We start from the raw sequence: 23,714 nt of genomic DNA, 5'->3' as shown, positions 1-23,714 counted from the left end.
GTGAAGGGATGCGCTGCAACAAGTGAGGTGAGGCGAGTTGACACTGATACTGGCAGGCGCTATGGCTTTGGCGGGGACTATGGGCGTCTCCGCTTACACTCTGGGACATTCAGCCTTCAAGGCAGGAATGGGGGTTAAACGTTGGGTGGCTGCCGGGTTGTTTTTGGGACCCGCCGCCATGTTGTTATTTAATGCACATAGGCAATTGGCGCACCGCAAAACCACTCGACCCGGCGATATCAAGCATTCCTTCTAGAATCCTCTATTGATTCCAAATCACAGCAAAAGGGAGCATAAATGCTCCCTTGTTTTTCGCTGTTTCATCAGTTCCACCAGCCTCTGGCAGGAACCACTTTCAGGTGACACAGACCCTCCGGTAGTTTCACCCGTTTACGCTCTGGTTTGGTCAGACCCAATAACTTTTTGATTGATATGATCATAATTAGTCCTCCAAGGCTCGGGCTCAGGCGTATATAAATTTGACGTTAGGCGCGGCAGCCAGCTCGACAGGTTTGAACTTCACGTTGGGGGCAGCGGCCAGCTCGACAGGTTTGAACTTCACGTTGGGGGCAGCGGCTAGCTCGATAGGTTTGAACTTCACATTAGGCGCGGCAGCTAGCTCGACAGGCTTGAACTTCACGTTAGGGGCAGCGGCCAGCTCAACAGGTTTGAATTTCACATTAGGCGCGGCAGCCAGCTCGACAGGCTTGAATTTCACGTTAGGGGCAGCGGCCAGCTCGACAGGCTTAAACTTCACATTAGGGGCAGCGGCTAACTCGACAGGTTTGAACTTAACATTAGGTGCTGCAGCCAGCTCGACAGGCGTAAATTTCACATTAGGCGCGGCGGCCAGTTCGACAGGCTTGAACTTCACGTTTGGGGCAGCGGCCAGCTCGACAGGCTTAAACTTCACATTGGGGGCAGCAGCAAAAGCCAGTGAACTGGTAACAACGGCGGCGGTAACAAGTATTGATTTAATCATTATTTTATCTCTCTCAGGGTAGTGGTAACAGTAGCGGTTAACTTCTTGACGCTGAGAGAGACAAAGCAGGAGCTATGCCAAAATGTTACTTTGTCTTTAAATTGGTTTAAATTTGGTTTTTAAATCGTGTTTTTCTTTCCTGTAGATGCGGGGGTATTTTGTTTTAGATACTCGGAAAATTCAGCCTCAGAAACCGCCTTGCTATAAATAAATCCTTGTATTTCTTCACAATTTAATGCTTTTAAAATACTCAGTTGTGAGGGTTCTTCTACGCCTTCGCCCACAACGGAAAGCCCCATATTGTGGGCTATGGTGATGATGGAGTCGACCATCTTTAAATCTCTGTCCGATTTATCGATATCGTCAACAAAGGCTTTATCTATTTTCAAGCTGTGAATGGGGAATCGCTTCAGATACGACAGAGACGAATAGCCGGTACCAAAGTCATCGAGCGCCAGACAGACTCCCATTTTTGCCAGTTGTTGCATGACTTTAATGGCTTTTTCAGGATGCTTGATAACAGTCCCTTCAGTGATTTCCAGTTCCAGATTAGCAGCAGGTAGGCGGGTCAGACGTAAAATTGACGCGATTCTTTGCTGCAGATCGGGTAGGGCGAATTGTCGCGACGACAAATTGACAGCCACACGGCCATCAAACAATCCCTGTTCACGCCACTGCTGGGCGGCAAAGCAGGCCTTGCGCATAACAAGGTCGCCTATTTCAATAATTAGACCATTTTCCTCTGCCAGCGGAATAAAATCATTGGGTGGGATTAATCCATGCTGAGGATGATTCAAGCGGACCAAGGCCTCCATACCCGACACTAAACCGCTACGCAGATTTATTTTGGGCTGGTAATAGACTTCAAACAGATTGTCTTTCAGGCCTTCGCGGATGAGATTCTCTACCTCCAACTGCCTAATTGCATTGCGGTTCAAGGATTCAGAGTAGAACTGATAGCGGTTACCACCGGCAGACTTGGCATGGTACATGGCAATATCGGCCTTTCTCAATAGCGCCTGTTCATTTTGTTCATCTTCAGGGTAAAGCACTATGCCTATACTGACGCCAACAACCAGTTGTTCACCGGCCAGCTCAAAGGCTTGACCGAAGGCATCGATGATGCGATTGGCTATCATAGCACTGGAACCAATGTCGGGATTCTTATCCACCAGAATGGCAAATTCATCCCCACCGAGACGATAGAGGTTGGTGTGTCCGGGTATAGATAATTGCAGCCTTTCTGCAACTAGGATTAAAAGCTCGTCACCTATCTGGTGACCCAGTGAGTCGTTGATTTTTTTGAAGTTATCCAGGTCAAGTACCATCAGGGTATGGTGATGATCTTTTTTCACCAGGTTGCCTAGGGTGACTTGCAGGTTGGAGCGGTTGGGGAGACCGGTCAGGAGATCATTGTTGGTGAGCTTACGCAGCTCTTCTTCTTGTTGTTTACGACGGGAGATATCGGAAAACACCCCAACATAGTGGGTCAGGACCCCTTGTTCATCGTAAATTGCATCTATGGTGAGCTCCATCAGGAACTCTGAACCGTCGCCCTTAATGGCTTCTATATCGTTGCTCCAGCGACCGTATTGCTGCAATAACTGTTTTATCTGTTGATTGTAATTATCAGGGTAGCGGCTGAATTGCAGTGTCGTGCCCAACAATTGGTTGCGGCTGTGTTGGGTTAGTTCACAGCAAGCTTCGTTAACCTCAACATAATGGAAGTCGGCATCCAGAATAAACATGCCTTCTGAGATATTCTCTATCGCCCGCTCGAATAGGCGCAGTTGTTCTTCTGCTGTCTTGAAGCTATTGATATTTTTGATGGTTCCCGTCATACGTAGGGCATTGTCATGCTCATCCCGCTCAACGATTTTGGCCCTGTCGAGGATCCACAGCCATTCACCATTCTTGCTCTTTACCCTATAGGTCGCTTCAAAATGATCTGTTTCACCGTAAAAGTGTTTGTTGAGTGCTTCTCTTACCCGCTCTCTATCCTGAGGGTGAATATTGCTCTCTTCGCCATGGTGGCCGGAACGCTGGCCGTCGCGGGGAAACTCGAGAGAGCCCCAGATATTAGATCGGTATATCTGACCCGTTTCTATATCCCAGTCCCACATCTCATCGCCGCTGCCCCAGAGGGAGAGTTTTAGCCGCTCCTCACTCAAGGCTATTTGGCGCTGGATCTCTCTCTTGCGCAGCACGGCTTTGGTGATAGCCGTCAGTATCAGCAGTATCGCCAATACATAGAGGGTTTTGGCAAGCGTGGAAAGCCACCAGGGAGGGGTTATATCTACCTGAAGTTCAGTATTTTGACCTTTTTCACCAGTGATGGGATCTATCGCCCTGACCTGAAAGGTATAGCTTCCGGGAGAAAGATTAGTATAAGTTGCAGAGTTTATACCCTTGGAACTGATCCAATCGTCAGAAAGTCCCTGAAGTCTGTACTCATATTCGAGTTTAATATGAGAATATTTAGGACTATTGAATCTGATAGTAAAGGGATAATCAGAATATTTTAGTTTGATCTTGCTCGAGAGAGAAAGCGCAGCAGAAAGTTTACTGTTGTCGACGATTTGAGGAATATTAAATACTAATAACTCATTGAGGTTGGCTTTTGGCTTGTGACTATTCTTGAAGTTGACAATATCATTGGGTGAAATAATGGTTAACCCTGAAATTCCTCCCAATAAAAAACCATTTCTCCAAGTTGCAGCGCTTTGTGTATTGTATTCATATTGACTGCCGAAGTCTTCATTTAAAACGTAGGTTTTTCCGGCAATCCCTATGAGTAATTTTCTGATAGATGTCGCAACATAATTCCCATTAGAATCAGTTGCTATCGAGTAAATGGGACTGTTAATAACGAACTTGGTCACAATATTTTTGGTGACTTTGTCGTAAAATTTTAATCCAGTTCCAGTCCCCAAGTATGTGCCTAACTCAGTTGGTGCAATACTATAGGTTATTTCTTCATCAAAAATGTTACTGACTCCTGCATTATCAGTGATAGTAAACACACCTGCCTGAGTAGCGACATACAGTTCATCACCATCATAAGCCATATTGAATATTGCTGGTTGACTGTTCAAGTCATACTGATTGATCACTGTTAGATTTTTAACTTCAACTTCAATTACTTGAGAGTTTTCTGTGCTTACCGCAACTTTGGTTTCTTCTCTATTGATGGCTAAAGCGACTATTGGGCTATCTAAGACTTGATAGCGTGTACCTGTATTGATGTTTATGGCATATAAACCATTAAGTGAACCATAAAATATAGAATCAGCAACAAGACCTGCTGTTTTTGGGCCTTTGAGTCCGGTATCAACAGATAATATAACATCAAGATCTTCATTTAGTAATGTTAGTATTTGTGTGTCATCGGAAATGAGGATGTCGTTTTGTTGGTTCTTTTGTGTATTCCATACATTTTTAGTATTACTTAAGAGAGTTGAGGCGAGTTGGTGTTCAATATCTATTACAGAAAAACCTTTGTTTAAAAATGGTATGTAAATTCGGCCTTTTTCTGCGTATACAAAACTCATAGAAGTAGAAAGGTCTATGCCATCGATTAAGCCTAATAGATTCTCTTCTCCATCAATGCGAATGTGAAATATTTTATTATTTTTGAGCGCGTACAATTCATTGTTTAAACTGAAGATGCTAGTATAGTTCCCAATCGATATTTTTTTTGTTTCATTATTCTTCAGTCGATATATGCCATCATCTTTTAATATATAGATATATTTTCCATCATGGGTGATGGATATTGATTCTTTTGAAATTAGTTCACTTTGATTTGTATTTTCATCTGTATGGTAGATGGAACCATCGTGATTGCGAGTTATGTAGCCATTATTATCAGTAATAACTTGTTTTACATTGAGGAAAATCTCAGACTGTAGGTGATTGATTTTTGGGGTTACGGTTGTGATCTGTTCTATTTTGGCTATCTTGTCACTGAGACCGACCAAGATTGAATCCTCTATCATTTGGAGAGACCAAACCGCACTGTCCACGCCACTGATGGATACAAAGATATTTTTTTCTTTATTGTAGGTGTAGAGACCGTTGTTGGTGCCAACCAAAAGAAGATCTTTGTGCGTGTATAGACTTTGAATAAACGAACTTTTGAGTCCACTTCCATCGTTGGCGAAATACTGCTTGAACTCCTTTCCATCAAAGCGGTTTAGGCCGTTGAGTGTACCTACCCATATATAACCGTCAGCATCTTCGGTTATCGAGGTCACCGTACTTTGTGAAAGTCCTTCTGGGACGCCGTATGTTTCTGCTTTTAGAAGGATTGGGGCTGGAGTATCAATCAGAGGAAATGCTGAAGCTTTAACCTGGGAGAAGGTAATAATCAGAGGCCAGAGTAATATGAGACCGAGCAATGATTTAGGCATAAATTTAATAAGTTTTATAATGCGTGATGCCAGTATTGTGTAATGATAACTCTTTCAGAAAGTAGCTTATTTGTCAAAAACAACACCTCATATAACAAGTCTTTGCTTTGTTGTTGCCACTTGGTTGGTTGTTGGTAATCGGGCGACCTTTAAGCGTTCTGTGCTGCTTGGTGCCGTAAAGTGTCTTTTTCTGTCTACTATTGGTGAGTATAGTGGCTGAATGTTCGTTATGCATTTAATGCTGCGACAATGCTTATATTGTCTCAATTGGTTAAAGGTTGAACTGCTCAGCCTGCTGTTTAAAAGCCCGTAAGTCTGTGATCAGGGAGCCCGCTTGCAGGCGATCCAGATGTCGGTGTTGTTCTCCTGTACTGAACAGCACCAGACGATCGCTGTGTTTGGTGCGCATTTTATCCATCATAAACTTAATCAGCCCGGCCCGGGTTTGGCGCTTGATTTGTGCCACCACCAGCTCGCGCTGATTAAAGTGGTAATCCTTATTGCCTATGCTGACCCAATAACGTTGGCCGCGGGTCTTGAGGTTGGCATCATGCTCCATGACCTGGTTGATCAGTCCCTGCTTGGTGCTTTCCCACTGCTCATTGGTTATCTGCATCACGGCGTAATTGAAGTCGGCGATAAACTCATCTATGGCTTCCAGTAACTGCAGTGGCCCGGCGGTAGGAGATTGGACATAGAAGATCATCCCCGGGTGGCGGTTCAGCGGCAGATAGCCTGTGCCCACCATATAACCGAGTTGTCTTTGGGTTCGCAGCTCGTGGAAGAAGGTCGATGACATGGTGTGATTCAGCAGGCTGAACAGCGCCATTTTCTCCGGAGTGGCAAACACGGATTGGTAATAGACTATGATGGCGCTGTCCGGGTGAGCTATGTTCAGCTCCCTGAGTACGGTTCCTTTACCCTGAAGGTTGACCAACTCCCTTGCCGATTCACGGCTGGGCTTGGAAACCAGCGACAGAATATGGCTGAGTCGTTTTCCCAGAGACTGGGCTTCTTGCTCCAGCCAGTCACCATAGACCAGACCTTCCAGATAGATTTTTTCATAGAAGGCGCTCACATGGTCATGCAGATCGTCCAGGGTGATATCTTCCAACAACTCAGCCATCCGCAGTGGTTCATAACTGCGTTTTTGCAGGGTTACCGTCAAGCTGGTGAACAGCTGGGAGATGGGTTTCGCCTGGGCATGGTTATACCAACTGCGTAGTAACTGGCGTTTGATAAGGTTGAATCTCTCTTGGGTAAAACTGCGCTCCCGGGCTTTATGTATCAGCAGCGCCAGCAGGGTTTCCTGATTGCCGGTAAAACCGGTTAAATGCAGGGTCAGCCCGCCTTGATGGGGGTAGATGTTGTAACTGAGGCCGGCTACTTCCGCCTGATAGGTGTGTTCGGTCAGATGATCGAGCAGCATTTCCACATACAGCCGGGTCAAGGCGGCATGTCTCGGCGTGGGGCTGGCCTGATCCGAATCGAGCGAGAGATAAAGATGTCCCTTGGGGACATTGAATTCATCATCTTTCTTGTGCCAGATACGGTAACCGGCGCCTTCGGCGACAATCACCGGCTCAGGATGCCGACTGGGTTCACTTCGGGCTATTGCGTCTTCTACGATGAAAGGATTGGGCCTTGGCAGTTCCATCCCAGTTTCAGCCTCGGCGCTGCGCCACAGTGCCAGCCTGGCGTCTTCTATGGGCTTAATTTGATACGGGGTGTGGTACCAGGCCGCCTGTTGTTCGGTATCCAGATCCTGGGCCACCAGTTGCAGGCGCATATTATCCGGGGTCATCAGGCTCATCAGTGCTCTGGCTTCAGCGACATCCAGGCCATCCATGCGATAGTCGCCATAGACAATATCTTCAACCTGATAATGCTGCATATTGATGCTGAGATGACTGGCCAGATCCAAGGCTTTTATCTGCTCCTGGTAGCGAAATGCCAGTTTGAGCAGATTGGCCCTTTCCTGATAGCGCCAGTCTTCCAGTCCAGTATCGGCAATGAGTTTGATATAACCGAAGCAGGCCGCAACCACCTTGTCGGTTTGGTTCAAACCTTTGTCGGTCAGTTGAATACTGATGTTGTATTCCTTGAAGTTGTAGCCGTTGATGCCACCACCGGCGGAAAGCCCGTTGATCAGACCGGCTTCCTTGAGTTTGGAAAACAGGCTGCCGTGGCTCTCACTCCCAAGTAGGTGACTGATGAAGGTCAGTGGCTTACTGCGATAGAAGCGATCGATAGCGGGCAGGGCAAAGCTCAGGGTCAGGCGTTTTTGCTCTTTAAGTGGCACTATATGGATCTGCTTTTGCAGTTGGTCACTAGAGAACAGTGGCAGTTCGGGATAGGATTTTTGCAGGTCATGATTTTTTATTGACGAGAAATAGCGTCTGGCATACTGCTCCAGCTCATCAATTGCCATCGGAGCCACCAGACACAGGGTCATCAGATTGGCGCTGTAATGGCTGTCGTAGAAGGCAAGCAGTTCTTCCCTGAGCTGTTGCTCATCTCCGCCCAGGGTTTGCAGGTTGCCGACGGAAAACTTGCTGAAAGGGTGCCCTGGGTTGACCGTCTCTTTCAATACCTGATAGATACGGCGGATATCATCTTTCTGCTTGAGACTGAACTCAGATTCTATGGCGTGTCTTTCTCTGTCCACCAACTCCTGATTGAACAAGGGCGCAATAAAGAACTGGCTGAATCTATCCAGCGCTTCGGCAAATACCAGGGGATCTATGGCAAAGAAGAAGTTGGTGTGCTCTGTGCCCGTCCAGGCATTATTGCTGCCACCATGTTGGTTGATAAAACTGTGATAACCTCCGGCCTCGGGAAACTTGGCAGTCCCCAGGAATAACATATGCTCGAGAAAATGTGCCATCCCGGGGCGGGATTGAGGATCATCGAAGTGGCCGACATTAACCGCCATGGATGCGGCGGCCTGGGCAGAATGCCTATCTTGCACCAGCAATACCCGCAGGCCGTTGGTCAGAGTCAGATGACGATAGCTGCGGTGATCATTGGGGCTGGAAATGACAGACTGGCAAGTGCTCAAGGGATAACTCCCGTATAGACAGATTGTTATATATTGATAGCCTTATGCTTTTTTGGCAAATATCTCTTGGATTTTTCGACTAAAGATTGAGAGCCCTGCGGTTTGTTGCCGCGCTATAAAGGGCTACAATTGACTTAGAACCATAAGAACTTTTTTCTGTAGTGAGTGATGTATGCAGCTTTTTCTAATGCGCCATGGTGAGGCCAGCTTTGATGCCCCTTCAGATAGGGAGCGAATACTGACTGACGCCGGACGCCTCCATACGACACAGATGAGTAACTGGCTGAATGCTTCTGTTTCTGCCTTTGATCTGGTGTTGGTGAGTCCCTACCTCAGAGCGCAGCAGACCTGGCAGGAGCTGGGAAAACACTTTCCAGAACCGCGTAAATGGATGGTATTGGATGAATTGGTACCATCGGCCGACCCGGAAATGGCTGCCAGCCTGGTGAAGGCTTACGCCGAACAATTCAAGGCAGACAGGGTGTTGGTGATAGCTCACATGCCATTATTGGGTTATATGGTCAGTGAATTGGTGGCCGGTATTGAGCCGCCGTTATTTGCGACTTCATCAGTGGTGCTTGTCGATGTGCATGGACAGCAAGCTAGTGTGATGTGGCAACAAGGGCCGCACAATATCGCCTAGTGGTTCCAGATTAAAGCAGCCTTCAGGGCGGTGATTAACCTAAACTCAAGCGCCTTAACTGATTAAAAAGGTGACTCTTGGGCAAAATACCAGCAAAACAAGCAACCCGGTCATGACCGGGTTCTTTGCATTTTATAGTGCTAAGTCTGTAAAGGGCGCAGCTTAACTGCGGTTAGCGTCTGTGGGGATGTTCGCCAATATCTATTAGTACCAGCAGCGCCGCATCGCCGCCCCATTCTTTGGGGGCCTGATGAAAGGCTTTGACTTTGGGGTGCTGCGCCAGCCACATGGGCAACTGTTGTTTGAGAATGCCGGTGCCGTAGCCGTGCATGACACTACAGCAAGGGCTGTGTTCACGGATACAGGCCTGGATCAAGGCCGCCAGTTCCAGCTTGGCTTCGGTTTGGCGGTAACCATGCAGATCCAAAAGAAAGTCAGGTACATAATCGCCTCTACGCAGACGTTTGACTTCCATGGCGTCCACATCGTCCCGACACCAACGCATAGGGCCGTTTACTGGCAATAATGGCTGGTAAACGTCTGAAAAATAACTGTCCGCCTGGATCTGAACTTCTTTTTCAGCCAGTTGCTTCTTGGTTTTGCTCGGCGGGCGGAAATGGCGTTTATCCTGGTCGAGCGGGGTGATCCCGGATACCAGTGCCTGAAATTCCGCCAGGCCTTCTTTGTCGTTTTCTTCGTTCATCAGGCTATTTTATTGAATCCTGTTTCTTCTGAACAGACTTCAGTTACAATGGAGGCGGAATAAGAACAAAGCCGGAGTCAGATTTTGGATAAGATCTTTGTGGATGAAGCCGTCACCGAATTGCGGACGGTAGGCGACATGTTACGCTGGGCCGTCAGCCGTTTCAATGACGCCAATATTTATTATGGTCATGGTACAGATAACGCGTGGGATGAAGCGGTTTCCTTGGTATTTCACGCCCTGCATCTGCCCGATGACATTGGTCAGCAGGTGATCCACGCCAATCTCACCAGCAGCGAAAAACACAAGATAGTTGAGCTTATCATCCGCCGGGTACGCGAGCGTTTACCCGTGCCTTATCTGACCAACACCGCCCGTTTTGCCGGGCTGGACTTCTATGTGGACGAAAGGGTGCTTGTGCCTCGCTCACCGATTGCCGAGATGATCCAAAACGGATTCGGTCCTTGGCTGTACAACAAGCCGGTAAGACGGATCCTCGATCTCTGCACTGGCAGTGGCTGTATCGCCATCGCCTGTGCCTATCAATTTGAAGAGGCCGAGGTCGATGCGCTGGATATCAGCGAGGATGCACTGGAAGTGGCGCAGATAAACGTTGAGTCGCTCGGTGTGATGGACAGGGTGTTTCCCATGCAGTCCAACCTCTTCAGCGCAGTGCCACGAGCGCCGCAGTACGATCTGATTGTGTCCAACCCACCTTATGTCGATGCCGAAGATATTGCCGAGATGCCGGATGAGTATCGCCATGAGCCGGAAATTGGTTTGGCGTCCGGTCGAGACGGCCTGGATATCACCAAGCGCATTCTGGCCAACGCCGCCGATTACCTCACAGATGACGGTATCCTGGTGGTGGAAGTGGGTAACTCCATGGTGCACCTGATTGAGCAGTTCCCCGATGTGCCTTTCACCTGGGTTAGCTTTGAACATGGCGGCGATGGGGTGTTTGTGCTGACAAAAGATCAGCTAGTTGAAAATCAATCACTGTTCGCCATCTATAAAGACAGTGAATAATAAAGCGGCACATTAGCCAATGGGCCAGTAAAGCCGAGGTTCGGATGGCCGAACCTCAGTGGCCGGTCACTTTATCTCTAGGGGGAAATTAAGCGGATGTCGGGAAACAGCATAGGTCAGAACTTTGTCGTCACCACTTTTGGTGAAAGCCATGGGCTTGCACTCGGCTGCATTATCGATGGCTGCCCGCCAGGGCTTGAGCTGACCGAAGCCGATATGCAGCAGGATCTCGACCGTCGTCGTCCGGGGACTTCCCGTTACACTACCGCCAGGCGTGAGCCGGATCAGGTGCGTATTCTCTCCGGCGTGTTTGAGGGCAAGACCACAGGCACCTCCATTGGCCTGTTGATTGAAAATACCGATCAGCGCAGTCAGGACTACTCCAATATCAAAGATCTGTTCCGTCCCGGACATGCCGACTATACCTATCAGCAAAAATATGGACTGCGCGATTATCGCGGCGGTGGGCGCTCCTCGGCGCGGGAAACTGCCATGCGGGTGGCGGCAGGGGCCGTGGCGAAGAAATACCTCAAGGCGGTACACGGCATTGAGATCCAGGGTTATCTCTCCCAGCTTGGGCCTATTTGCGCCGACACTCTGGATATGGCGCAGGTAGAGCTGAACCCCTTTTTCTTCCCCGACGCTTCCAAGTTGGAAGCGTTGGATGACTATATGCGCGAGCTGAAAAAGTCCGGTGATTCCATCGGTGCCAAGGTCAGTGTGGTGGCCACCAATGTGCCGGTCGGCCTTGGCGAGCCGGTATTTGACCGTCTCGATGCCGATATTGCCCATGCACTGATGGGGATCAATGCGGTCAAGGGCGTTGAAATCGGTGATGGCTTTGCCGTCGTTAACCAAAAGGGCTCAGAGCACAGAGATCTGATGTCGCCTGCCGGGTTTGACAGCAACCATGCCGGCGGCGTGCTCGGGGGTATCTCTTCCGGGCAACCCATAGTGGCCCATATGGCGCTGAAACCCACTTCCAGTATCAGCGTGCCAGGCAAGAGCATGACAGTGCAGGGCACAGAGGCCGAAGTAGTGACTAAGGGGCGGCACGACCCCTGTGTCGGGATCCGCGCCGTGCCCATTGCCGAAGCCATGTTGGCGATAGTCTTGATGGATCACTTGCTGCGTCATCGGGCCCAAAACCAGGATGTCAGCAGCCTTACACCTGTACTTGGAATGCGATAAATGCGCGGACTGTTTCCCGCAGGGGGACAGCTCGCCTGGCTTTCTGCCTGCTATTTTTTCTTCTTTGGCATACTCGGTGTCATGGTGCCCTATCTGGGGGTATTTTTTGACAACCGCGGTTTCGATGCCGCCGAAATAGGCTTCCTGCTGGCCATACTCATGGCAACCCGCATAGTCGCGCCCAATGTCTGGGCGCTGGTGGCGGATCGCACCGGCATGCGCTCAGAGCTTATCAAGCTCGGCGCCTTTGCCGCCGCATTGACCTATCTGAGTTTCTTTTATCATGGCGGCTTTCTCTATCTGGCGCTGAGTCTGGCCCTTTATACCTTCTTCTGGAATGCGATTCTGGCGCAGCTTGAGGTGATCACCCTAGAGACCCTGGGTACTGAAGCCAATAAGTATGGCCTCATTCGCAGTTTCGGCAGTGTCGGCTATATCGTGCTGGTGGTGGGTACAGGCTGGGCCATCAAGGAGTTTGGCCCCGAGGTGCTGCTCTATGTCGGGCTGAGTCTGTTTCTCGGGTTACTGGGCAGCGCTTTACCTTTGCCTTCGAATCGCGCCTCGGCGGGGGCCGGGCAGGATAAGCCGGCACTTAAACTCGGGCGGCCGCTGCTGTGGTTTTTACTGTCTGCCATGTTGCTTCAAGCCAGCGCCGGGCCTTTCTACGGCTTTTTCGTGCTTTATCTCAAACAGGTGGGTTACACAGAGGCCAGCGCCGGTATTTTTGTGGCGCTAGGAGCCGTGGCGGAAATCTTCATGTTTATGATAGCGCCCAGGTTACTCGGTCGCTATGGGGTCAAGACGCTGCTGCTGGTGAGCATAGGTATGACGGCGCTGCGTTGGCTGCTGGTGGCTTTTGGCGCCGAAAGCATGTTGCTTTTGGGACTCAGCCAACTGCTGCATGCCTTTACCTTTGGTTTGACCCATGCGGCATCCATCCAGTTTGTGCACCGTAATTTTGATATCAGCCACCGCAGCAAGGGCCAGGCACTTTATGCCAGTTTGAGCTTTGGTGTCGGCGGTGCTTTGGGCACCTGGATCTGTGGCCTGATTTGGGGCGATGGCAGCGGCGCCTTCTGGTGTTGGGTGTTTGCCGCCGCGTGCGCCTTGCTGTCCATGTTGGCCGTGCTGGCTATTCCGGGTAGCGACTCCAGGCGTCAATCACAAGGGGAACCCATTGACGCCTGATGATTTCTTACAAGAGCAGAGCATCATTTGCCGGAGAGAGTTATGAGTAAAATGTTTCGACTGGGCCTTATCATTAATCCGCTGGCCGGGCTTGGAGGCAGTGTGGCCCTCAAGGGCAGCGACGGTGTGGCAAAAGAGGCGCTGAGTCTTGGCGCCACCCCCAAGGCCGGTCTGCGAATGGAACAGGCCTTGGCAGTGATAACGCCTTTTGCCGAGCGCCTGCAAATCTATACCGCATCGGGGAATATGGGTGCCGACCTGGCGCAAAAGTTGGGTTTTCGCACCGAGGTGTGTTACCAAGCGGCAACGGATACCAGTCGCAGTGATACCCAAGCTGCCGCCAAGGCCTTGATGGCGCAGGAGCTGGACTTGCTGCTGTTTGCCGGCGGCGATGGCACGGCAAGGGATATTTACGGCGTTGTCGGTGAGCACTTCCCCGTACTCGGTGTACCGGCCGGGGTCAAAATTCATTCGGGTGTTTACGGCATTACTCCCCATGCATCCGGGCTGGTATTGAAGCAGCTGCTGGAAGGCGCCTTGGTGAGTCTGATGAGCACCGATGTGATGGACATAGATGAAGAGGCCTTCCGCCAAGGCATTGTCAGGGCGCGGCGTTATGGTGAAATGACAGTACCTGCCGAGCCGCGATATATCCAGGCGGTGAAGATGGGTGGCCGCGAGGTGGATGAACTGGTGCTGGCGGATATTGCCGCCGAGGTGGTCGGCGATATGGAAGATGAGCTCTATATCATGGGCTCCGGCAGTACAGTGGCGGCCGTGATGGAGGAGCTGGGGCTCGATAACACCCTGCTCGGGGTGGATCTGGTGCGGAACAAGACCCTGCTGGCCTCGGATCTTAATGCGGCGCAGTTATTGAGTGCCACTGAAAATCAAAAGGTTAAGTTGGTCATTACCCTGATAGGCGGCCAAGGGCACATTCTTGGCCGTGGCAACCAGCAGTTGTCGCCCGAGCTTATCAGGCGCATTGGCAAGGAAAATATCATCATTCTTGCCACCAAAAGCAAACTAAAAGCACTTGAAGGCAGGCCGCTTATCGTGGATAGTGGCGACCAGAAATTGGATAGCGAACTTAGTGGCTATTATCGAATTGTGACAGGTTATCGGGATTACGTGATGTATCAGGTGGCCAACCCAGACTTAGCGGAGTAGAGCATGTTAGAGAAGTACGAACAGGCATTGGAGCAGTGGATTGGCGAGATAGTGGCCGGCGGTGACGATGATGCCCTGTTTGCCAGCGGTTACCTTCAAGGCCATTTTGCCGTGGTGCTGGCCGAGCTGGAAAACGAGTCAGAGCAAGGGCTGGATGCCTTGAATGAGCGCATGCAGCAATGCCTGAAACTGGCAGCCAAAGAGCTTGAAGATGCCGACTACCGTCTGGTGGATAACGCTTGGTCAGAACTGAAACAGCGGATCGCCGCCTGATCGGGTTTGAGCAAGAACACAAAAAGCCCCGTTCGGGGCTTTTTTGTGTCTGACTTTTTGTGTTTGAAATGATAGCGAATGCAGAGAGTTTACAGTGCCTTGCCTTTGATGAGCTTTCGCATCCACATCCGGTTGGGGTTGAGGCGCTGCAGCAGTGTACTTCCAACAGGCAAAGGCTGATGGCAAAGTTCTGATGCCAGAATTTCCGCCGCCAATGGACCTGTGCTGAGGCCGCGGGAGCCCAAACCACCAAGAACATATAGACCCGGATGCACAGGCGCCTGCGTCTGTTGCCAGTAGCGGGCACTCTCGGGAGTGTGCTGATGTTGCTGATAGCCCCGCATGAGCGCATCGATATCCGGCGCTTGTCCCAGCATGGGAAAGTGATCCCGGGTGACCATACGCACACCCACTCTGGCACCTTGCCCCATCACCAGCCCCTGGTGCCAGTCGGCATCCGGATAACTCATGGCGATTTTTTGCAGATTTTCTCTCTGCTCGACTGCGCTGTAGGCCAACTGCTCGGGATCCTTAACATAACTGGCTCCCAGGCAATGAATACCCTCCCAGGCCGGGGTGAGATAGCCCTTGGCGCAGAGTACTGCCTTAAGCGCTCCCAAACCGCCTTGGGTTGCAACTTCACTGACCTGGCCGCGAAAGGAGGAGGCGGGCAGGGCCGAAGTTTGTGGCAGCGCCGTCAGCGAAGCGCCGCTTGCCAGCACCAATTTCTTGAATGGTCCAAAGCGGCGACCATCGGCGGCACTCAGCCACCAGTGGCTACCTTCTCTTGAAATCTTGCTGATATGGGTTCGGGGTTTAAAGTCACAATAGGTCGAGTCGACAGCGTATTGGATGGCGGCCTGACACAGGGCTCTGGGGCAGACCCAGCCACCCAGAGGGTAAAAAAGACCATCTTCTTTTATATCCAATCCCGCAAGCTCTGTCGCCTCAGTGCTGTCGACCCGGCGCAGAATATCCGGGTGCCAGTTTTGGCCCATGGCAATCTTATTCAGACGGGCGCGGCTTCGCTCATCAAAACCTGTATGCAACACACCGCAAAAGTCATAGGCGATATCGAAACCGGCGGCAGCCAGCGCGGTTATCCGCCGCCGACTAAAGAGAAAACCTTGTTGGAACAGGGTGTTGAGCTCGGATGTTTCCGGAGTCAACAGCGGGTAGAGCGCGCCCTGACGGTTGCCGCTGGCGCTCTCTCCCGCATTGTCCTCACTGCAAAATACCTGACAGTGTTGCTTACGCTCCGCCAGTGACAACGCCAGCTGACTACCGGCCACACCGGCACCGATAATGGCAATAGATTCATCGGCTGCAAGCGCGGGTTCCCGATAGAGTGGCCAGGGGGCCCGTTCGGCGCAGCTTTGGTGTCGCAAGGCAAGGCGCTCAGCCTTGGCGATAGGCGCGAGCTTGCTCTTATCTCCGCCGAGCAATGAGGTGAAATGATGAAAATCTGTAGCCTTGAGTCCGCTATCGGTTAATAAAGGGGCAAGTGCATCGCGTTTACTTGGCAGACACAGTAAGTCGGCGTAGTCTTTAGCCAAGCGCGCCATTTCCCAGACTATCGCCTGCGAGGGCGAAGGTTCTGCGAGCCATAGCCAGTTGTCTATCCAGCCCTCATTACTTAAACCTGGCAGTGCTTTGAGCTGCGTGGCGTCAAACTCGAGATAGAGATCCAATCTCAGGCGACCACCATCGAGCACAAAACGTTGACAGCCGGGGATAGCTAGAAGCGTGGCTGCCTGTAGTTCGCCGAGCAAACTCTTTAACCCGATAGTTATACTCTCTTCGGATGCCGCGTATTGCATTGTCTGCCATAATGGCAGTTTGCTTTGCAGAACCTCAAGCGATTCTGTCCGGGAGTCTCTATCGGCGGCAAACAGCAAGAACTGTAACACAAGCTTGGGATAATCCTGCCTTAGTTGGCTCCAGAGTTGCAATAGAGGCAATAGGGCTTCGCTGCCTACCGCCGCCAGACAGATTTGCCGCCCAAAGGGCTTGTCATTGGACTGGGATTGTTGATAGGGCGCAAGAGTTGTCGCCGGGGCTTGTGTTGTATCCGCAGATGTGGGATTTTGGCTGCAAGTTTGCGTATTTTCACTGCCGGATGGCCGAAGTTGTTCCTGTTTCACGGGCAATCTTTTACTCTGGAGGCCTTATTCGGCATTATTTTACCCAAGTTTACGGAAAGCTGACCACTTAAATGCTGTAAAACGGCTAACATGGCGTCAGCGTAAAGTAGGTACTGAATTGTACGGAATGGATAGTTAAACATGAAAAGAGTCGTGATCACCGGAATTGGCGTTGTTTCAAGTATCGGTAATAACAAACAAGAAGTGACTGAATCTCTCAAGGCTGGCCGCAGTGGTATCACCCATTCAGCTCAATTTGAGGAGATGCAACTGCGCAGTCAGGTCTGGGGCGACATTAAACTCAATCCCGCTGAGCTTATCGATCGCAAGGCGCTGCGTTTTATGGGTGATGCCGCAGCCTACGCCTATTTGGCCATGCAGCAAGCCATCGAAGACAGCAACCTGACCGAAGAGCAGTATTCAGATCCTCGTGTGGGTCTTATTGTCGGTACCGGCGGCGCTTCGTCTTCCAACCAGGTTCAGGCGGCAGACACACTGCGTGCCAAGGGTGTTAAGCGCGTAGGCCCTTATATTGTACCGCGGATTATGTCTTCTACAGCCAGTGCCTGTCTGGCCACGCCTTTTAAAATCAAAGGGATGAGCTACTCTATTAGCTCGGCCTGTGCTACCAGTGCGCATTGTATCGGCCATGCGGTGGAACTGATCCAGATGGGTAAACAGGATATGGTCTTTGCCGGTGGCGCCGAAGAGATCGATTGGACCCTGACCATGGGATTTGACGCCATGGGCGCCTTATCCACCAAGTATAACGACACACCTGAAAAAGCCTCCCGCACCTATGATGCCGACCGTGATGGCTTTGTGATCTCTGGTGGCGGCGGCATAGTGATTGTCGAAGAGCTGGAGCATGCGCTAGCCCGTGGCGCCAAGATTTATGCCGAAGTCATCGGCTACGGCGCTTCATCCGATGGTTATGATATGGTTGCTCCAAGCGGCGAAGGTGCGGTGCGCTGCATGAAGATGGCGCTGGAGTCCGTAGATACACCTATCGATTACATCAACACTCACGGTACTTCTACCCCTGTCGGTGATGTGCGTGAGCTGGAAGCTTTGCGTGAAGTCTTCGATGGCCAGCTGCCGGCGATTGCCTCAACCAAGTCGCTGACAGGCCATGCGCTGGGTGCAGCCGGTGTTCATGAAACGATATACAGCCTGTTGATGCTTGAACAAGGTTTTATCGCGCCTTCCATCAATATCGACAAGCTGGACGCGGCCGCAGAAGGTATGCCGATTGTGCGTGAATACCGCGATGCCGAGCTCAACACTGTTATGAGCAATAGCTTTGGTTTCGGTGGCACCAACGCTACCCTGGTGATGCGCAAGTACAAGTAAACACCTGAGTCAGTGAAATAAGAAGGAAGCCAAATGGCTTCCTTCTTTGCTTATTAGCCCACGCAAAACATGCATGGGGCTTGTGAGTACCTTCCTCAAATGTGCGCCGGACTCAGACAAGCTTGTAGCTCGCTGATAGAATAACGGCTTAATCCACAACAGAGCAGGAAAGTCGATGAAGTTGGTGGTTGATGAAAATATGCCCTATGTGCAGCCCTTGTTTGCCGAGCTGGGGGAGATAGTGACCGTCGATGGCCGTCATCTGGATGCGGCCACAGTGGCCGATGCCGATGTTTTGCTGGTGCGCTCGGTCACCAAGGTCAATGAGGCGCTGCTGGCAGGCGCACATAAACTTAAGTTTGTCGGCAGTGCTACCATAGGGACAGATCATGTGGACAAGGCTTATCTGGCGTCTCGCAATATCCCATTTTCCAATGCTCCCGGTTGCAATGCCACTGCGGTTGGCGAATATGCTTTTATCGCTATGTTGGAGCTGGCCAACAGGTTTGATACTCGGCTCAAGGGCAAAACCGTTGGCATAGTCGGTGCGGGTAACACAGGCTCTGCGCTGGCGCGCTGCCTTGAGGCCTACGGAATTAATACCTTGCTTTGCGATCCCTTGCTGGCCAAGGCTGGCGACAGCCGCCGCTTTGTCAGCCTGGATGAACTGGTTGCCGGCGCCGATATCGTTAGTCTGCACGTACCTCTGACCCGAGGCGGCGAACATCCCACTTGGTATCTGTTTGATGAGCAGCGACTGGAGACACTGAAACCCGGCTGCTGGTTGCTTAACTGCTGCCGCGGTGAAGTGATAGACAATCGCGCGCTGATCCGGGTTAAGGCCAAGCGGCCGGATCTCAAGTTAGTGCTGGATGTCTGGCAAGGGGAGCCTAACCCCATGATGGAGCTGGTGCCTCTGGTGGAGTTTGCGACTCCGCATATTGCCGGCTACAGCCTGGAGGGCAAGGCCCGGGGCACTTTCATGTTATATCAGGCCTTGATGGCGATACTCAATCGTCCGGCGGACAAGTCGCTTGTGGCGTTATTGCCTGAGCGTTGGAGCTCCCGGCTCGATATCAGCAGTGCACCCGATGAAAAGGCATTATTGTCTTTGTGCCGATTTATTTATGATCTACGTGATGACGATGAAAAATTCCGGAAAATGCTGAAAAACCCCGCAGGTTTTGATGACATGAGAAAAAATCACCGCCATAGACGAGAATTCAGTGCTTTGACCCTTTCAAACGCCGGGGGTTCTGGGGTAGATTGGTTGTCTCATTTAGGTTTTTCAGGAGTCGGTCTGTAAATGTCGCAGGAATTTAACGTTGTCGTATTGGGTGCCTCAGGGGCTGTGGGTCAAACCATGATTGAAATCCTCGAGGAGCGTAACTTCCCGGTGGCGAATCTGTATCCACTGGCCAGTAGCCGCAGCGCCGGTGAAACCGTGAGTTTTCACGGCAAACAGGTGGAGATCCTCGATGTAGAAAGCTTCGACTGGACTCAGGCGCAGATAGGCTTCTTCTCTGCTGGCGGTGATGTCTCGGCCAAATGGGCGCCGATTGCGGCCGATGCAGGTTGTGTGGTGATAGATAACACTTCTCACTATCGCTATGATCTGGATATTCCACTGGTGATCCCTGAGGTGAATCCAGAAGCGATTGCCGACTTCCGTAACCGTAATATTATTGCCAACCCCAACTGTTCAACCATTCAGATGTTGGTGGCGCTCAAGCCTATCTATGATGCCTTTGGGATCAGCCGTATCAATGTGGCCACTTATCAGTCGGTTTCCGGTACCGGTAAAAAGGCGATTGAAGAGCTGGCGGGGCAATCCGCCAAGCTGTTGCAGGGCCTACCATCAGAACCCAAGGTCTATGACAAGCAGATAGCCTTCAACGTGTTGCCGCACATAGATACGTTTATGGAAAACGGCTACACCAAAGAAGAGATGAAGATGGTCTGGGAAACTCAGAAGATCCTCGGCGACAGCGATGTTCTGGTTAACCCTACTGCGGTGCGAGTCCCTGTATTCTACGGCCACTCGGAAGCGATTCACATCGAGACACTGCAGCCGGTTGATGCCGCCGAAGTCAAGGCGGTGTTGCGGGATGCAGAAGGCGTGGTGTTGTTTGAAGATGATGACGATTATCCAACGGCCGTCACCGAAGGCGCCGGTAGCGACCCTGTGTATGTCGGCCGGGTACGCAAGGATATCTCCCACGATCTGGGCATAGATCTTTGGGTGGTCTCTGACAATATCCGTAAGGGCGCGGCGCTTAACAGTGTACAGATAGGCGAAATCTTAATCCGCGACTATCTCTAGAACTCCTTGTTTCTGTTGAAAAAGCCTGCAAGCAGCAGGCTTTTTTTGTTTTGCAAATGTGAACAGTAGCAGGGCGGGGATTTCTGGTTTATAGTAATCTCAATAAATACAAATGCCTAAAGCCAGTCGTCAGTCGGCGAAACCAGCGCTTGAAAGGGAAGAATGGATGAACTTTCGCACTTCATATCTTGTTGGCCTGATGGCCGCTTTTTTTGCCCTGAATCCAGGCACAACGATTACCCCCGTTAATGCAGAAAGCCTGAAAATTACCGGTCCTGACGGTCAGGTGCGCCAACAGGTGCGTCAGTATGGTCCGACAACGCCATCGGACACCTTCTGGAGCATTGCCCAGAAAGTCAGACCGGATCCCAGCGTCAGTATCTATCAGGTCATGGCCGCTATATTTGAAGCCAACCCGCACGCTTTTTCATCCAATAATTACAACAGCCTAGAACGAGGCATGATACTGCTGATCCCTTCTAAAGAGGTGATGCAGGCCATCCCCTTGAGTATGGCTCGAGCCCGCGCAGAGCAGGATGACAAGCGCTGGTCTTCCGGCAAGTCGGTAAAGGACGATGATGGTAGAGTCGAAACCGCTAAAGCCCCCGAGCCTGCCCCCGAGCCTGTAAGCCAAGCAGCAGATAAATCATCTCCGGCCACCCAAACTCAAACGGTAGCGCAGCCATCTAAAGTCGATACAGGTGTCAAGGAAGACAGCGCGCCGCCGAAAGAGAGCGAGCCAGTGACTGAGCCTGCTCAAGTCGCTGCAGACAAATCGCCAGCCACCACAACCGAAAAAACAGTCCAGGAAACTACTGCAGAAGCGGCCGATGACAACAGCATTGAAGCGTTGCAGAGCCGCAACTTGAGCCTGACCGATGAACTGGGTCGCGCTCAGGATCAGCTCTTGGTGGCTAACACTGATAATAAGGGGTTGCAGGCTCAAATCGATGAACTGAATCAGCGTCTGTCGGTATTGGAAGAATCGCTGCAGGCCAGCAAAAAGCAAGAGCAGCAACTCAAGGCCGAAAACGCTGACCTCAAACAACAACTTCAAGCAGCCAAGACCAAAGCGGAAGCGCCGGACGATCTCTGGCGTAGCCTGATGGATAATCCATTATTGTTGGTGCTGGCTGCCGCCGTCCCTGCGGTACTGCTGTTATTGTTGCTGTGGAGCATGCTGCGTCGCAGGCGTAAACAGGCCGATGCCCAAGCACCACAGACCGAAGCCGCTCCAGTGGTCGCGGCAGCCGTTGCCGGCGCGGCTGCGACCGAGATGGCTAACGCCAACGATGAATTAGCCGTACATCTGGATGATGATCAGGACGATTCGATTGAATCTTTGTTGGATGTGAGTGGTACTGCATTGCAACCCGAGCCTGAGGTTGAAGGCGACGATAGTGAGCAGATGGACATGGCTCAAGGTATGTTTATCGACTCGGGCGAGAGAGATGATAGTCAGGATGCCGAAGATGAAGGTCAGTCTCTGGATGATCTCTGGGCTGAGGCAATGGGTGAACAGGATTTGGACGAGAAACCCGAAGAGCCCGCTGAAGACGATCTGGACTCGCTACTTGTCGGCTTGGATGATAGCGATAAAGAGGATGCTATTCCGGAAGAGTTGCAAACAGAAGAGCAAGTATCCTCAGAACCCGATTTGAGCGAAACCTTGCCTGAAGATGTGACTGCGGCCTTCGAGCAAGAGTTTGAAACAGAGCTTGAGCAAGAGCCTGTGTTTGAACAAGAATTCAATCTTGAGCCAACACAAGAGCTGGAGGTGTCTCATGAGGACACCAACACAGCGACTGATGAACTCGATGAAGATCTCAGTGCCGCCATTGCCGCTGAATTAGCTGATGAAACCCAAGATGAAGATCTTCAGGAGGTTGATCTGGATTCGCTATTGGCCGGGTTTGACACCCCAGTCGAAGAGAAGCCTCAACTTGATGAAGATGCGCAGAGTGCAGTGCCAGAGGCTGATGAAGATCTCAGTGCTGCCATTGCCGCCGAATTGGATGAAGACGACTCAACCTATGCCGAACAGGGTGAAGAGGCTGACATCGATGCCTTGCTGGCCGGTTTTGATGCCCCGACAGAAGTCGATGATCAAGACGAACTCAGCGAAGCTATCGCAGCCGAGTTGGAAGGCAGCGATATAGATATAGAGGCCGAGGATGCTGAAGCCGATATCGATGCTTTACTGGCGGGTCTGGACGAGTCGGTTGTTTATGCCGACAAGCAAGCCACTGGTGCAGCCAATGCTGTTGCTGACGACAGCGAAGCGCTTGATGCCTTGCTGACTGGACTGGCTGATGAAACGGCAGTTAGTGAAGATGCCGAAGAAATCGCCGCTGAGAAGCAAGATGTAATAGATCGCAGCGATGATGAATTGGATGCCATGTTGGCGGAGTTGTCGCAATCTCAGGAAGCTGACACATCGCAGCTTTCCGATGTAGCCGAGGCCAGTGAGGCACAAAAGACTGACAGCGAGCCAGGCGGTCAAGGCAGCGACAAGGATTCCGGCTTTTTCGACGATCTCAAAGCTGGCAGTAAGAGCCATGATCCGCATGTTCTTGAATGGGATCCTGCCGCGCCAGAAGAGCCTTCCGTTGAGGATAAGGAAGAGCCATCAGCGAAAGAGCAGCCTGATGCTGTTGATAGCGCCATAGCGACCGAGTCTGAATTGGCTCTGGATATTGACAGCAGCGATGACAAGAACCTGAGTGACGACGAGTTGTTGGCAGCTTTTTCTGAAACTGTGGCCAAGGACGCAGAGGCGGATGAAGAATTCAGTCTCGACCTGGATAATGCTGACTCGCTGGATCTCGAAGAGCATAAACTGACAGTGGATGAAGCGCTGGCGGCCCTTGATGCCAAAGAAAAGGGCAAGGCGGGCACTAGCGCCGTGACTGAACATGACCTCAGCGCCTTCCAGAAGGAAAACGGATTTATCGATATCGAGCGCCTGTTGAATGAAGCCGATGAAGGTAACAGCGATACCGACCCTTACAAGGAGCTGGATGTGGATATGGGGGAGCTCGACTCTCTCGTAGGCGCCGCCACTATGATAGATGTCGATGATGAGGAAAACTCGGTCAATGCCAAGTTGGACTTAGCACGGGCTTATATCGAAATCGATGATAAGGATGCCGCCAAGGCGCTGCTTAAAGAGGTGGAGCTGGACGGCAATGCCAAGCAACAAGAGGAAGCCGCGGCCCTGATAAAAACCTTGGGCTAGACTC

General features: G+C 51.2%; 16 protein-coding genes. 11 read left to right on the top strand and 5 right to left on the bottom strand.

Going from position 1 to position 23,714, the window contains the following annotated elements:
- Positions 1-37 precede the first annotated feature (37 nt).
- Complete coding sequence (locus CBE72_RS06335; protein WP_229671804.1) at positions 38-256, top strand: hypothetical protein; 219 nt, start codon at positions 38-40, stop codon at positions 254-256.
- Between the two features lie 207 nt (positions 257-463).
- On the opposite strand, the gene CBE72_RS06325 is transcribed toward CBE72_RS06335, so the two are convergent.
- From CBE72_RS06325 to CBE72_RS06315, 3 genes are all read right to left on the bottom strand, one after another.
- Entirely contained in the window at positions 464-982 is a 519-nt protein-coding gene (locus tag CBE72_RS06325) for a hypothetical protein (protein WP_100142795.1), read from the bottom strand.
- Positions 983-1,101: 119 nt separating this feature from the next.
- Positions 1,102-5,394, bottom strand: a complete 4,293-nt coding sequence (locus tag CBE72_RS06320; protein ID WP_100142794.1) for an EAL domain-containing protein — start codon at positions 5,392-5,394, stop codon at positions 1,102-1,104.
- A gap of 271 nt (positions 5,395-5,665) precedes the next feature.
- Positions 5,666-8,455 carry an insulinase family protein gene (locus CBE72_RS06315; RefSeq protein ID WP_100142793.1) on the bottom strand — a complete coding sequence of 930 codons (2,790 nt, stop codon included), beginning with the start codon at positions 8,453-8,455 and terminating at the stop codon, positions 5,666-5,668.
- Positions 8,456-8,627: 172 nt separating this feature from the next.
- On the opposite strand from CBE72_RS06315, the gene sixA reads away from it, so the two are divergent.
- Positions 8,628-9,098 (top strand): phosphohistidine phosphatase SixA, encoded by a 471-nt coding sequence (gene sixA, locus CBE72_RS06310; protein ID WP_100142792.1) that lies wholly within the window; start codon positions 8,628-8,630, stop codon positions 9,096-9,098.
- A 172-nt stretch (positions 9,099-9,270) separates the two neighbouring features.
- Here the strand turns inward: sixA and smrB are convergent, their stop codons facing one another.
- The gene (gene smrB, locus CBE72_RS06305; protein WP_025010455.1) at positions 9,271-9,801 is read right to left on the bottom strand and encodes an endonuclease SmrB; all 531 of its coding nucleotides are present in this window, start codon (positions 9,799-9,801) and stop codon (positions 9,271-9,273) included.
- 84 nt (positions 9,802-9,885) lie between these two features.
- On the opposite strand from smrB, the gene prmB reads away from it, so the two are divergent.
- The 5 genes from prmB to CBE72_RS06280 all read left to right on the top strand — a co-directional run bounded on the left by prmB (position 9,886) and on the right by CBE72_RS06280 (position 14,652).
- Complete coding sequence (gene prmB, locus CBE72_RS06300) at positions 9,886-10,830, top strand: 50S ribosomal protein L3 N(5)-glutamine methyltransferase (protein ID WP_100142791.1); 945 nt, start codon at positions 9,886-9,888, stop codon at positions 10,828-10,830.
- Between the two features lie 96 nt (positions 10,831-10,926).
- The gene (gene aroC, locus CBE72_RS06295; RefSeq protein WP_100142790.1) at positions 10,927-12,021 is read left to right on the top strand and encodes a chorismate synthase; all 1,095 of its coding nucleotides are present in this window, start codon (positions 10,927-10,929) and stop codon (positions 12,019-12,021) included.
- Positions 12,022-13,209, top strand: a complete 1,188-nt coding sequence (locus tag CBE72_RS06290) for an MFS transporter (RefSeq protein ID WP_100142789.1) — start codon at positions 12,022-12,024, stop codon at positions 13,207-13,209.
- Between the two features lie 42 nt (positions 13,210-13,251).
- Positions 13,252-14,379, top strand: coding sequence for an ATP-NAD kinase family protein (locus tag CBE72_RS06285; protein ID WP_100142788.1), 1,128 nt, complete (start codon positions 13,252-13,254; stop codon positions 14,377-14,379).
- 3 nt (positions 14,380-14,382) lie between these two features.
- Positions 14,383-14,652 carry a YfcL family protein gene (locus tag CBE72_RS06280; protein ID WP_100142787.1) on the top strand — a complete coding sequence of 90 codons (270 nt, stop codon included), beginning with the start codon at positions 14,383-14,385 and terminating at the stop codon, positions 14,650-14,652.
- Between the two features lie 89 nt (positions 14,653-14,741).
- Here CBE72_RS06280 and mnmC1 read toward each other — a convergent pair whose 3' ends face one another.
- Positions 14,742-16,796 carry an FAD-dependent 5-carboxymethylaminomethyl-2-thiouridine(34) oxidoreductase MnmC1 gene (gene mnmC1 / locus CBE72_RS06275; RefSeq protein ID WP_100142786.1) on the bottom strand — a complete coding sequence of 685 codons (2,055 nt, stop codon included), beginning with the start codon at positions 16,794-16,796 and terminating at the stop codon, positions 14,742-14,744.
- A 141-nt stretch (positions 16,797-16,937) separates the two neighbouring features.
- Between mnmC1 and fabB the strand changes: the two genes are divergently transcribed.
- The 4 genes from fabB to CBE72_RS06255 all read left to right on the top strand — a co-directional run bounded on the left by fabB (position 16,938) and on the right by CBE72_RS06255 (position 23,710).
- A complete protein-coding gene (gene fabB / locus CBE72_RS06270; protein WP_100142785.1) occupies positions 16,938-18,149 on the top strand; it encodes a beta-ketoacyl-ACP synthase I in 1,212 nt (403 codons plus the stop codon).
- Positions 18,150-18,324: 175 nt separating this feature from the next.
- The gene (locus CBE72_RS06265; RefSeq protein WP_100142784.1) at positions 18,325-19,455 is read left to right on the top strand and encodes a 4-phosphoerythronate dehydrogenase; all 1,131 of its coding nucleotides are present in this window, start codon (positions 18,325-18,327) and stop codon (positions 19,453-19,455) included.
- Positions 19,456-20,472 (top strand): aspartate-semialdehyde dehydrogenase, encoded by a 1,017-nt coding sequence (locus tag CBE72_RS06260; RefSeq protein ID WP_100142783.1) that lies wholly within the window; start codon positions 19,456-19,458, stop codon positions 20,470-20,472.
- Positions 20,473-20,638: 166 nt separating this feature from the next.
- Entirely contained in the window at positions 20,639-23,710 is a 3,072-nt protein-coding gene (locus CBE72_RS06255; RefSeq protein ID WP_100142782.1) for a FimV/HubP family polar landmark protein, read from the top strand.
- Positions 23,711-23,714: the final 4 nt, after the last annotated feature.

Origin of the sequence: Shewanella carassii (assembly GCF_002777975.1) — a bacterium.
Lineage (GTDB): Bacteria > Pseudomonadota > Gammaproteobacteria > Enterobacterales > Shewanellaceae > Shewanella > Shewanella carassii.
Note: the sequence above shows the minus strand (reverse complement) of the source record. Positions and strands in the feature narration are given on the sequence as shown.